Source organism: Thermodesulfovibrio sp. 3462-1, assembly GCF_040451425.1.
Classification (GTDB): domain Bacteria; phylum Nitrospirota; class Thermodesulfovibrionia; order Thermodesulfovibrionales; family Thermodesulfovibrionaceae; genus Thermodesulfovibrio; species Thermodesulfovibrio obliviosus.
Map to the genome: position 1 here is coordinate 45421 of NZ_CP144374.1, position 13261 is coordinate 58681.

The window sequence follows — 13261 nt, forward strand, 5'->3', positions numbered from 1 at the left end:
TATGCAGAGTCTTAAAACTCTTTCAGAAAAGTTTGTACCGATCGTTTTCGAAAAAATAACTAAATATGTAAATAGCCTTTCTAAGAAAATATTAGTTAAAGTTGAAGGTGTGTCAGATATAGATAAACATTTTGAAATAAAAGAATTACTGCAGAATATAGCATGGGTTACAGAAGTTGAAGACAGAGGTCTTGGAGAATTTATGATAAGTTATCCTGAAAATCCTGTATATCTTGCAAACAGCCTGAATCAAAAAGGCTTCACCGTTGTTAATTTTTCGCCATTTTATATTATTTTAAAGGCTGAAAACAATAGAGTAAGGGATAATTGAAAATTGAACAGTTGCATTTTCTTGATTATCAAAAACTTGTGTTTTTTTGAAAACTCTCAGAATTAAATTGGAGGTAATAAAGATGCAACAGAAAACTTTGTATAGCGTTATTTTATCCATTCTTATGGTAGCTATTTGGGGATGCGTCCCCCCAAAAGTTAGCTTGATGGAGTATACAATGTTGGATATTGATAACAAAAAGGTAACACATTTCATGCCTGATTATGCTATTCAGAAGAGAAAACCAAAAATTGCAATTCTTCCACCATCTGATAATACTCAGTTCAGAGGATGTGAGCTCTACAGCAGTGCGCAGGAGTATCTTACTCAAGCATTTGCCAATACAGGCAGTGTCGAACTCGTGGAAAGATCTCAACTAAAGGTATTGATGGAAGAGTTAAAATTTAGAGCAGGTGTTTCAGGAGATATAGATCTTCAGAAATTTGCAAAAATTGCTGAAAAAGTAGATTTCGTACTTGTTGGTTCCATATCAAAGGCGTATATTAATGTACGCTTTACTCCGGCAAGTTCATGGACAGATAAAAAAGGAAAAACCCACTATAACCCGGCATCTTGCAATGAAGAGGGTGAGATTGGATTGACACTCAGATTGATTCAATTTCCAGAAGGAAGAATTCAGAAAGCTTTTAGTATGAATGGTAGAGCAAAAAATTATAGAGGACAAGACAATTATTGCAGGGTGGAGGATCCTTGCGGACTTTTAAATAAGGCAATTGAAAAGGCTATTAATAACTCCAGAAGTGAAATTTTTGATGTGTTTTCAGTTTATGGATATATATACAAAACAATGACAAACAGAAAAAATCCTAAAGAAAGAATCGCGTTTATTACACTGGGGCGTTCAGATGGTTTAAAAGAAGGCTCAATAGTTGAAATTGTAGAGTTTGTAAAAGAAAGAGATCCAGTAAAAAATATTGATATAATTACACCCAGAATAGTTGGTGAGTGCACTGTATCAGAAACGGATTTACAAAGTGACAGAAGCATTTGCATTATTGCTGAAGATTATGTAGATAAAGTTTTGACAGGTCATGCTATTAAAACAAGCGCACCAAAAGGGTTCTGGCAAAAATTAAGATAAAAAATGTGAAAATTACCTTTACATATATTTTTTTTACTGATATTATCTGATTAGAAAAGCAAAGGAGGTTTTGGTATGAAATATTTAAAAATTTTAGTTTTCCTATCTATTATTGTCATAGCTATCTATGGATGTGCTCCAAAGGAAGTCTCAAAATGCACTCTTCCTGAAGACAATCCAGAATACCATTATCTCATTGGAATGAAAGCTCTGGAAGATGGGAAAATTGAGCTTGCAATTGAGAAGTTTGAGAGAGCCATTTACTGCGATGAAAACTTCTCAAAGGCTTATTCAGGGCTTGCTATTGCAAAGTCTGAAAAAGTTAAGAAAATTCAGGATCCTGAAATTAAAAAAATTGAAATTGAAAGAATTAACAAAGACCTGAAAACTGCCAAAAAGAAAGCAGAGACTCCTCAGCAAGAGTTTGACTACTACATGGCAAAAATAAGAAGTTTAACCAATCTCAAAACAAACTCACTTGAGGAAACTGAAAAAGCCTATTTCAATGTACTGAACATTAAAGTTGATGATGCTCAACTTACTTATTATCAAGGTAAAGAAGCAGCCCATTATTTTATGGGGCTTGCATATTTTGATGCACTTGATTTTGAAAAAGCAAAGGACAAATTCAGAGCTGTTTTGAACTCAAAGATAGATGGAAAATGGAATGAAAAAGCTGACAGAGCCTGGAAAAAAACTGATAAAATCATCCGTGCAATGGCTGGAATAACAGTTGGCGATGCTGGCAAAAAAATCGCAGTCAAAGATTCAATAACAAGAGCTGAACTTGTAGCTTTGCTTATCAATGAACTTAAAATTGACAGGGTTTTTTCTGGCAAAATTCCGATTCAAAGTGAGATTAAACAGATAAAGCCAGAATTTATACCTGCTGACATCATCAACAATCCATTTAAACAGGAGATACTAACAATACTCAAATGGAAAATTAGAGGACTTGAACCAAAATATGATGAAACAGTAAAGGCATATCTTTTTAAACCAGATGAAATTGTAAAAAGAGGTGAAATGGCTTTGATACTTGAAGATGTATTGATTAAGCTTACAGGTGATGAAAAAATTGCAACCGCATTTTTCGGGCATGAAAAATCTCCATTCCCGGATATAAGACCAACATCTCCAATTTACAATGCTGTTATGAACATGACAACAAGGGGGATTATGGAGCCAGAGCTTTCAGGAGAATTTGATCCTGAAAAACCAGTTGATGGAGCAGAGGCAATTCTTGCAATAAGAATGTTAAAACAAAAAATAAACATTTATTAGGAGGGCAAAATGAAAAAACTATCAGTTATTGTCTTATTATTGTTTTTATTGATAGGAGTGGGCATTGCTCAGCAGGATACTGATAAGGTCTCATCAACATTTGAAAAGGCAAATGAATGGCTTCAGAAAAACAATCTTACTCTTACCACTTCACCTGAACAGGCATTTATCAATGATTACATTCTTGTTGCAGCTGAGGGACTCCCATCACCAACTGCAAAAACACCTGCTCAGAGAAGGCTTACTGCAGAAAGAGCTGCCACTACCCTTGCTTATCGCCAGCTTGCAGAGATAATTGAAGGAGTTGCAGTTGTTGGAGACACAATGGTCAAAGATGCAGAGCTTCAGTATGATGTTGTAAGAACAGCGGTTACAGGCTTTGTAAAGGGTGCTCAGATTGTGCATAAAGAATGGGATCCTCAGCAAGAAGTTGCACTTGTTATTGTAAAAGTGGGAATGACAGGTCCAAAAGGATTTGGTTCTCTCATGTATGAAAAAATTCTCGGAGATCCTAAGATCAAAAAAGAAATAATCGAACCTCAACCTCAATTTAAACCAAAGCCTATTAAACTTGAAGAAAGATATGATGGACTTATAATTGATGCCAGAGAGGTTAACTTCAGACCAGCTCTTATAAACAGAATATTTACTCAAAAGGGTGATCTTCTTTATGACCCTTCAAAAATAAGTCAAAAAGTGCTTGTTGAGCAGGGCTGCGGTGAATACACCAATAGCATTGAAAAGGCAATGGCAGCTCTGGAAAAAAGAGGAGTAAAAAATCCTCTAATAGTAAAAGCCTCTGGTACAGTAACTCCTTCTGATGTTCAGGTTTCAGATGAAGATGCTGTAAAAATTTATTCGGCAAATCAGAAGGCAAACTTCTTTGCCAGTGCAAAAGTTGCCTTTGTGTTGAAATAAGTTAAAAGGGAGGCATCATGAAAAAATTATTGATAATTTTTATCACATTTTTTGTATTAATTGCCACTTCTACATACGCCCAGGACGATACAACGGTTTTCATAATCCTTGAAGAAGTAAAAGAGCTTATTCCAGACATTCTCTCTTTGAGTGTTGGAGTTAATGTAAATACATCAAAGGAAGTTGATGCCGTAAACATTCTTGGTGCAGTAGATAAATCTTTGAAAAATCTTGGTTTTGAATATCGTGGTGGAAAATATTATGTTACTAAAAACTGCTGGTGGGAAGAAAATAAACAAAAATGCTCAGGCTACAAAGGTTCAATTCACTACTTATTTGAATTAAAAGAACCTTCTCAGCAGAATAAAATTTTTCAAGAACTGGCAAATTTTAAAGAAAAATACGGTGAAAAAATGGATTTCATAGTATCAACTCCAGAGTGGACTGTGTCCAAAAAGAATCTTCGTAATGCTGAAGATGCATTGAAAATTGAGATAATTGGTAATGCTCAAAATTTTGCCAAAAAAGTTTCTGAAAAAATGGGTAAAACTTGTAGTTTAACCAGCATAGACTATGACATTAGAAGACCTTCATGGTGGTGGAAAGAAGAAGAGGTTTCTTATATGATGAAAACAACAAAATCAATGGTAGAAGCACCAGAACCTAAGAAGGAAGAAAAGACAGTTTCAGTAAAAGCTTCTGTAAAGATGATTTGCAGGTAAAAAATGAGATGGAAGCATCTTTTAATATCAATTTTAATAGTTTTTATTCCCCTGACAGTTACTGCTCAACCAAAAAATGAAGCTGAAAGACTGTGGGAGCTTGGAGATAAAGCTTACAAGGAAAAAAGATACAAAGAAGCGATCTACTATTATGAAAAGTCTCTTGCATTATGTGGAAATGATTATGAATGCTATACTTCTAACTACAATGGTCTTGGTGCATCGTACGAAGACATGGGAGATGATGACAAGGCACTGTTTTATTACGAAAAAGCAATTGATGCTGCAAGAAAACTTGGCAATAAAGAATGGCTTGCTGATGATCTTTTTCTTGCTGGTTCAATTTACTATCGTAGAGCAATTGATTATGAAAAAGCATACCACTATCTTGAAGAGTCAAGAAGGCTTTTTGCTGAAATCAATGCTAAAGATTCTCTTCCCATAGTTTTACACGAATTTGGAAAAGCTGCGCTGAGTATTGGTAAGTTTAATGAGGCTCTTTCAAGCTTCAATGAATCTACAAAACTTTACAAAGAAAAGGGAGATGAAAATTCTGTTGGAGCAAATCTTTCTTTTATCGGAGTGGTTTACCATAGGATGGGTCAGCTTGAAAAAGCTCTTTCCTATTATGAAGAGGCGTTAAAATTAGCAAAAAAATATAACAACTCAGAAGGGATCTCAATTGTAATGCGTTATATAGCAGACACATATGCTCACCTTTATAAGCCTGAAAAGGCTATTTCTTATTATCAGGAAGCAATAGAAATCCAGAGTAAAAACAATCTAAAACGAGAACTTGGAGTAACATTGAATAATCTTGGAACATTATATTTTGATCTCGGACAGTATGAAAAGGCTCTATCAAACTACGAACAGGCGCTTAGAATAGCAAAAGAACAAAATGATACTCCAACAATCGCAACAATACTTAATAATATTGGCCATGACTATTCCAAATTAGGCAGGCTTGATATGGCAATTTCTTATTATCAGCAGTCCCTTGAAATTGAAAGAAAACTGAAAAGACCTCATTCGCTTGCCTATGTTTTAAACAATATCGGAATGCAATATTTTAAAGCTGGTAAATACAATGATGCTTTAAAGTATCTCTATGAAGCCCTTGAAATTGATAAAAGACTGAATAATCCCTATCTTCTTGAAACAAGGCTCAATAATATTGGTGCTGTTTATCTAAAACAGGGAAGATTAAAAGAGGCAGAGGAGGTATTCATTGAAAGAAAAAGACTTGAAGAAAAAATTAAACCAAACAGACTGCTTCATCTCGGTCTCATAGAGGTATATCTTTTAACAGGCAGATATGATGAGGCATTAAGGCTTGCAAATGAGATTCCACCTTCATGGAGAGATAATCCAAATAGGCACTTTGAGTATTACACTCAGGTAGGACTGGCATTAAAAGGTAAAGGGAACTTACAGGAATCAGCAATTAATCTGATGAATGCTATAAACATAGTTGAAGACATGAGACAGTCAGTTAGTGAAAAAGGTCAATTTTTTGCAGGTGGTGGATATTACGGAAGGCTCACTCCATACAGAGCAATGATATCAGTGCTTTATGAGATGTTTAAAAAAGGTTATGAGCTTACTTCAGGTGGAAGAATAACTTTCACACCAGAGGCTTCATCATGGCAGATTCGCACAAGAAGAACTGCTTTTAATTTTTTGATTTTAGGAAATAATCCAGCATCTGCAGCCTTTTATTTCAGTGAACTTACAAAAGCGCGCACCTTTCTTGAGGCAATGGCAGGCTCTGCAGAAAAGACAACATCCGCCCAGATTCCGCCTGATTTAAAGAATCGTGAAGATGAATTAACCAGAGAGCTAAGTTATCTTGACAGCCAATGGGAAAGTGCTCTCAAAAAAGGTGAGCAGGCAGTAAAAGAGCTTGAGAGGAGAAGACAAGGAGTTAAAAAACAGCTTGATGAACTAATAGAAGTATTGAGAAAGAATTATCCAAGATATGCAGCCCTTCATTATCCTTTGCCTGTTAAAGCTGAAGACTTACCATTAAGAACAGATGAGGTTTTGTTTGAGTATGCAATAACTGATGATGCTACCTTCTTATTTATCGTAAGAAAAGGGGGTGTACAAAGGCTTATTAAGATACCCATTTCAAGAGAGTCCCTTGAAGAGACAGTGAAATCATTTATAGAGCCAATGAACATGAAAAAGCCTGATAAATTTTCAACAGCTATTGCGAAAAAGCTTTATGATATTCTTCTTTCAGAGGCATTAAATGAGGTAAAAGAAAATGAAAAGATAATCATAGTTCCTGATGGAATCTTGGGAGTTCTTCCTTTTGAGGCTCTTGTTATAAAAGAAGGAACAGGTATCAAAGATAGCATTTACATTGCAGACAAATACACAATTGCATACTATCAATCAGCAACAATCCTGGCATTTCAGAGAATTTTAAAAGAAATATCGCCAGAAAAAACACTTTTTGCACTGGGCAATCCAGTTTTTAGCAGAGATGACCCAAGATACATTGCATGGAAACAGGGAAAGAAAGAAGAGTTTGCCAGTCTCAATCAATATGCCTTCAGAGGACTTGCAATAAAAGCAAAATGGGGAGCAGTTACACAGGAGGAGTCCAACAAAATAGAATTTCCACCTCTGCCTGAGACAGAAATTGAGGTAAGAGAAATAGCAAGGATAATGGGCGTAAATCCAGAGCCTCCACAGGTTTTACTTTCAGTTATGGCAAATGAGACAAATCTTAAACAAGCAGGGCTTGAAAAATACAGATACATTCATTTTGCAACTCATGCATCCCTTCCTGGAATGATTCAGGGAGTAAATGAGCCTTTCATCCTTCTCGGGCAGGTTGAAAATCAGGGAGAGGATGGATTTTTAACATTAAGCGAAGTTGCTGATATGAAGCTCAATGCAGACATTGTGGTTTTGTCTGCCTGTGTTACTGGAGTTGGAAAGGAGGTTGAAGGAGAAGGAGTTGTAAACTTTGCAAGAGCATTTCAGCAGGCAGGAGCAAAGGCTGTGATAGTGAGTCTCTGGGAAGTGGCATCTGAGCCAGCAGTGGAATATATGAAGACTTTATATAGCCATCTGAAATCAGGCAAAAGCAGAGCCGAGGCAATGAAGCTGACAAGACAGCAATTGAAATCTAAATATCCAAGCCCATTTTATTGGGCAGTATTTATACTGCATGGAGAAAGTTAGGAGGTTAACATGTTTGGTTTGCCAGAATTAATAGTGATTTTTTATCTTGTTGCAATTGCATTCTGGATTGCAGGAATTGTGGTTGCAATCAGAATTAAAGAGAAAAAAGCTCTTTATATCCTTCTGGCTGTGTTGTCCTTACCAGTGTTAATGTTTTTAAACAGACAAGTAAGTATCTTTTTAATCAAAAGTCAGATAGTATCAACCTTCAAAAGCAGCGTGATTGCATTTGCCATAAGCACTGTTGTGATTTGTGCACTGCAAATTTCAATATTCTTCTATATGAAAAAAATCAAAAACAGAACATTTCAGACAGAAGGAGATAAAAAATGAAAAAAATTTATGCTTTGCTAATAGCAGGAATATTAATTTTTCTTTCTGCTAATACTATTTCAGCTGAGGAATTACTCACAGAAGAGACTGTAAAAAACTTCACCTATCATTTACTTTATTCAGACAAGACAGTCACTTTAAAAAATGGAGAGTATGAATCTCCACTAATACCTGGCAATCAAGAGGATATGGAAAATTTTATCCATGTAAAGCTGATAAAATACCTGATAATCAAATCATCTTCAACTAATAATTCATCGGCGATTGTAATACTTGCAGAAAACGAAGGTGGTAGTGGATTTTTCTTTCAGATTACAGCTCTTGTTCAAGAAAAAGGCGAAATAATCCAGACAAACTCAATTGAGCTTGGGGACAGGGTTGAGATAAAGGATTTGAAATTTGTTAAAGGTTTTGATGAAATGCCCTTTAGAAGAAGCAGAGATAAAATATTGCTTGCTCTTCTTACCCACAAGGAAACTGATCCCACCTGCTGCCCATCAAAATTGGAAAATAAATGTTTTACTCTGGTCAGAGATAAAGAGAATAAAATTCAATTGTTAACCTGTGAACAAGCTGAAGAAGAATATCCTCTTCCTGTGGTGAAGAAACCAGCGATTTATCTTTATCCTGAAAAAACGGAAAAAGTAGAAATAACCCTGAATCCGGAGGGCAATATTACAAAGACAATCCCACATTACAATGGAAAATGGTCTGTAACTGTTAACCCAGATGGTATTATAGATGGCAAATATCAATATCTTTTTTATGAAGTAGAACTAAGTAAACCTGTTGTTCCACCAGATGAGGGATGGGTAGTTTACAGAAAAGATTTATCTTCATGGTTTGACAAATATCTTTCCAAATTAGGACTAAATAGCAGAGAAATCAAAGATTTTAAAGAATACTGGATGGCAGAACTTCAAAAACATCCAGATGATTACTACGAGATAAAACTTTTGACCGATGATTTCCTATCAAAAAATTTACAGGTTAAGATAGAGCCAGAACCAGATACTTTTATAAGGGTTATTTTACATTTTAAACCTATCTTTGGTAATCCAAAAACCTTAAAAGAGCCTGCTATCAAGACCCCTGAAAGAAGAGGTTTTACTGCAGTAGAGTGGGGTGGAATTATGGAAGAATCCGATAAATCTGACATAAAAAATCCAGAATATTCATTTTTGCCTACTGAGACAGGGATAATTATTTTACGTGCCCTTGAGATCAAGGACCACAAAATAAAAATAAAAGTTAATACTGGTGGTTGCACAGATAAAAGAACTATAAAACCTGTTTTAAGGGAGTCAGAAACTACCATATCAAATCAAAAAGGAGCACCTAAATCTTACGAGATAATTTTTATAAGAACAGAACCTGATCGTTGTAAAGCACTTTTTCCAGAGGGCACAGATATTGAATATGATATTTCCAAAGAATTCAACATTAAAATGCCATATACAATAACCGTTAAAAATCCTACCATGCCTATTACCAAAAATGACCCATATTTTATATTTGGAAAGGTTAAATCTGAAGTTAAAGAAGTTCCTGTGCAAGGTGAGGAAGGGAAATTTATTGGTGGGGCTATTTTAGAAATGATAACAGAAATAAGAAGAGATGTTAAAAATGCCACCCTTTACGCTATAAATCAGGAAATAAAGCGTTATAAACAACGAAAGGATTCTGAAAAGGTGAAAAAATTAGAAGAAGAGCTTGAAAAAATCAAAAATATGGCTGATGAGAGTTTCCCAGTTCCAGAAGAGGATAAGCCTTTATCAGATCAAAAAGATATACTTCAGGATATTGGCAAATTTGGCACAATTGTGCCCTGTAAGCCTGTAAAGGTTGAAATGATCTTTGACAGAAAATATTCTACAGGAGAAATCTTAAATATCAAAGGGATGACAAAATCAGGTCCATTTTACCATATAGCTGGAATAAGAAAGGGAATATTTGACAGTTTAAAACCGGGAAATATTTATGAAACAATAATTTGCCTTGTATATAAACGGGAATACTTTGGATTTATACCTGACTACTATGTATATGTAGCAGATGTAAAAAAGTAAATAAAGGTGGGAAAAATGAAAGAAAAACCAAAAATAGCCTCAGTTAGACCCTCTCCTTTTGCATCATGGATAACAATCATAGGGCTTGTAATATTTCTGTTCTTCGGACTGTTTTTAATGTCTGATGCTCCTGATAATGCACCTTTTGCCCTTTTCCGTATTATCTGGATTGCTGCATGTATCGGAGGCATCATATATTCAATTAAAAATCTATCCACATATTCCAGGTCAGAAAAAAATAAGATTCCCATTACTTCTACAGATGTAGTTAAGATAGAAGAGGGTGATGAACCAGGGGTAAAGGATTTTGAGTCGAGGCTTAGAAAACTTGAAGCATTGAGAAAAGATGGGCTTATTACTGAAGAAGAATACAAGCAGAAACGTAAGGAGATTATGGAGGAGAAGTGGTAAAAGAGGAATAAATTCCAAAAAGGAGGCTTATTTTGAATAAGAAAATACTTATTTTCGTTTGCATCATGGTATGTATATTTTCAGGAATTGGTTCTATAAAGGCGTTTTCTTCAGAGCCGTTGGTAATTATTGCAGATGGGGAATATGTTATGGGCAATGGAGAGACAATGGAGGTTGCAGAGGAAAGAGCGAAAAAGGCAGCAATGCAGAAGGCTGCTGAACAGGCTGGTGCCTTTGTAAAAAGCTATACAAAGGTTAAGAATCTTGCCCTTGAAAGCGATGTTGTTGAAGTCATTGCCAATCACTCAATGAAAGTGGAAGTTATTGAAAAGAAAAAGTCAGTCCTCGGTGATGTGGATGCAATAAGGTTTTATGTGAAGATAAGATCAACAATGACAGAAGATGAGATAGAGGCAAATCTTAAAAAAATAAAGGAAGACCAGAGCATTGTGGAAGCCTATAACAGGCTTAAAGCAGAATTTGAAAAGCAGGATAAAGAAATGGCAAAACTTAAACGACAGCTTGAGCTTGCAACTTCTGGAGATAAACAAAAAATAGCAAAGCTTATATCTGAAGAAGAGAAAAGATACAAAGCAAGCCTCTGGCTTGAAAGGGCTCAGGAAGTTTGGGACACCGATGAAAAATTAAAAGCCTATGAAAAAGCCTTAGAACTCAATCCAGATATGCCTCAGGCTTACCTTGGTATTGCAAAAGCCATGATAGACAAATACCTAGCTGAACCATCCAGTGACAAAGAGATAGAAGATAAACTTGATGCTTTAAGAGATGCTGTGGAAAGTATCAACAGAGCAGTAGCGCTTGATGAAAACTATGCAGAAGCTTATGCACTTCGGGCAGATACACTTTACAAAATAAAATGTATGGAGAAGCAGAATACAAATGACAAGAACTACAATGAAAGGATATTAAAAGATATAAACAAAGCATTAGCGTTAAACGCCTCGAATAAAGGTGATTTGTATTATCTCAGGTCTTCAATCTATCTGGAGGAACTTCAAGATGCTGAATTAGAAGAGGCTTTTTCTGAAAGAATTGAAGAATATCTCAACAAGGCATTAAATGAAATAGAAAACGCAAGAAGACTCTGTAAAAAGGAAGATTTTGAGTGTTTGAGTAGATATTACAGGAAAAAAGCACATGCTTATACTTATGTGAGAAATTACTGGATAAGGCAAGGCAATATTGATAAAGAAAAGCTGTATGAAGAACTGATAAAGGAAGCAAAATTAAAGGCAGACGAATTAGAAAGGCATAATTTACAGCAAGCCGAAAAAAGAGAGCAAGAACAGATGAATGAGTTATTTCAGACAGAATATGGTAAAATTGAGTACTACCTATATGAAGGAGGATGGGTAGAGAGGGTTACTGGTATTTCTTTCAAAGAGATGCAGCAAAAAAGTGAGGATGAACAGGAGAAAATACGAAAACAGATATTAACAAGAATTCAAAAGAAGATTTCTTCTGGAACTACATCTGCAGAAGAGTATCTTTATATGTCTGAACATGTAGATTCTCCAAGATTAAGAGAGGATTACTTCAATAAGGGAATAGCTCTTCTTGAAAAAAGAAATCCTCAGGGAATTGATGCACTCTTTCTTGTGTATAATCTCGTTGGTTTCTATGAAGGAAATGATGATCTTCAGCTTAGGTACTTAAACAAGGCAAAAGAGATTGTGGATAAAAATCTTCCTCATGCACAAAAGGCATTGAGCACAGATGAAGCAATATCCTTAGCCTCAGAGATGGGCAAAGCAGAAAGTGACACGGATAGAGCTAATGTTACTAAAAAACTGGCTAAACTCAATAAACAGCAGGCAGAAGCTTTTTGGTGGTTTAGTTTTGCATTCCAGATTTCTCAAAAAAAGGCGGAGATATATGAGAGACTGGAGTTGCCTTCAAAGGCAAGGGAAGAATATCTTTATCTCTGTAATACTTTTAAAAATACAAAGGCATGCAAAAATGCGGAAAGATTAAAAAAATAGGAGGAAGACATGAAGAAGTTATTAGTTTTTGTATTGGTAGCAAGCCTATTACTTGTATCTGCGGGGTGCACTTCGTACTATAGGGAGCATTTTATCACTATTCCCAACACGCCCGAAAATGCGCAGATACTGAGAGAATGTCAGAGGACTGAAGCCGTTGCGGTCGGCTATGATTCGGATGGCATGAAGAAGCTGACAATAGACTGCTATCGCACGTTTCGGGGTTGGACAGAGCGGGTGGCTGAGTCCAAGGAAGAGGCTCGCAGGATTGATGAAGAGTTCAGGAATAAAAAGGCTGCTTCCTCGGGCCGGTGTGTTTGGCTCACGAGTTTTCGTTACTACCAAGATTGGTATAGCTATTACTTGTGTGATATCACCGACAAATGATCCAAATCGAGTAAAAGGGGCCATTTCTTTAATCTTGACAACTCGTTGTCGATATCTCGGTGCAGGAAATCCATGGACAGCAAGGATATCGCCGCCCTCGATGAGCTTAATGACTACTTTGAAGCTCATCCAGGGCTAAGAAAAAAATAAAAAACTGGAGGTGTGTTATGAAAAAGTTATTAGTATCAGGAATTATTTCAGGGCTTTTGATGACAGGTGTTGCCTTTGCAGGTAATGATTCTCCATACGATAGTGCTCAAGGCATTTCAGGAAGCAGCCACAGAGCTTCGGAAGAGGCAAATCAACCATCTGACTACAATAGATTAAATGGTCCTGATGAAAGAGCACGACATGATGCGGGTTCAGGCTTTGACACAAACAGGGATTCAAATCTTGGTTGGGGAAACCAGTATATTCCAACTCCTACTCCAAAGATTGATAAGGAATATTCAAAGTAAAATTTACTGGAAAGACTGACAATTAAAAAAAAGAGGAGGTGA

Annotated in this window: 12 protein-coding genes; all 12 read left to right on the top strand. The window is 35.9% G+C overall.

The window, feature by feature from the left end; all coding sequences use genetic code 11:
- Position 1 precedes the first annotated feature (1 nt).
- The 12 genes from V4D31_RS00210 (at position 2) to V4D31_RS00265 (ending at position 13219) form a co-directional block, all read left to right on the top strand.
- Positions 2-331 carry a hypothetical protein gene (locus tag V4D31_RS00210; RefSeq protein ID WP_353686232.1) on the top strand — a complete coding sequence of 110 codons (330 nt, stop codon included), beginning with the start codon at positions 2-4 and terminating at the stop codon, positions 329-331.
- An 82-nt stretch (positions 332-413) separates the two neighbouring features.
- On the top strand, positions 414-1433 hold the full coding sequence (locus V4D31_RS00215) for a CsgG/HfaB family protein (RefSeq protein ID WP_353686233.1): 1020 nt from the start codon (positions 414-416) through the stop codon (positions 1431-1433).
- Between the two features lie 75 nt (positions 1434-1508).
- Positions 1509-2717 carry an S-layer homology domain-containing protein gene (locus V4D31_RS00220; protein ID WP_353686234.1) on the top strand — a complete coding sequence of 403 codons (1209 nt, stop codon included), beginning with the start codon at positions 1509-1511 and terminating at the stop codon, positions 2715-2717.
- A 9-nt stretch (positions 2718-2726) separates the two neighbouring features.
- Positions 2727-3635: a hypothetical protein gene (locus tag V4D31_RS00225; RefSeq protein WP_353686235.1), complete on the top strand. Its 909-nt coding sequence runs from the start codon at positions 2727-2729 to the stop codon at positions 3633-3635.
- 17 nt (positions 3636-3652) lie between these two features.
- On the top strand, positions 3653-4357 hold the full coding sequence (locus V4D31_RS00230; RefSeq protein ID WP_353686236.1) for an SIMPL domain-containing protein: 705 nt from the start codon (positions 3653-3655) through the stop codon (positions 4355-4357).
- Positions 4358-4360: 3 nt separating this feature from the next.
- Entirely contained in the window at positions 4361-7558 is a 3198-nt protein-coding gene (locus V4D31_RS00235; RefSeq protein ID WP_353686237.1) for a tetratricopeptide repeat protein, read from the top strand.
- Positions 7559-7567: 9 nt separating this feature from the next.
- On the top strand, positions 7568-7891 hold the full coding sequence (locus V4D31_RS00240) for a hypothetical protein (protein WP_353686238.1): 324 nt from the start codon (positions 7568-7570) through the stop codon (positions 7889-7891).
- The gene (locus V4D31_RS00245; RefSeq protein ID WP_353686239.1) at positions 7888-9960 is read left to right on the top strand and encodes a hypothetical protein; all 2073 of its coding nucleotides are present in this window, start codon (positions 7888-7890) and stop codon (positions 9958-9960) included. Before V4D31_RS00240 ends, V4D31_RS00245 begins: the two co-directional genes overlap by 4 nt.
- Positions 9961-9975: 15 nt before the next feature.
- Complete coding sequence (locus V4D31_RS00250; RefSeq protein WP_353686240.1) at positions 9976-10371, top strand: SHOCT domain-containing protein; 396 nt, start codon at positions 9976-9978, stop codon at positions 10369-10371.
- A 32-nt stretch (positions 10372-10403) separates the two neighbouring features.
- Complete coding sequence (locus V4D31_RS00255) at positions 10404-12374, top strand: hypothetical protein (RefSeq protein WP_353686241.1); 1971 nt, start codon at positions 10404-10406, stop codon at positions 12372-12374.
- A 9-nt stretch (positions 12375-12383) separates the two neighbouring features.
- A complete protein-coding gene (locus tag V4D31_RS00260) occupies positions 12384-12761 on the top strand; it encodes a hypothetical protein (RefSeq protein ID WP_353686242.1) in 378 nt (125 codons plus the stop codon).
- A 167-nt stretch (positions 12762-12928) separates the two neighbouring features.
- On the top strand, positions 12929-13219 hold the full coding sequence (locus tag V4D31_RS00265) for a hypothetical protein (protein WP_353686243.1): 291 nt from the start codon (positions 12929-12931) through the stop codon (positions 13217-13219).
- The last annotated feature ends 42 nt before the right edge of the window (positions 13220-13261 follow it).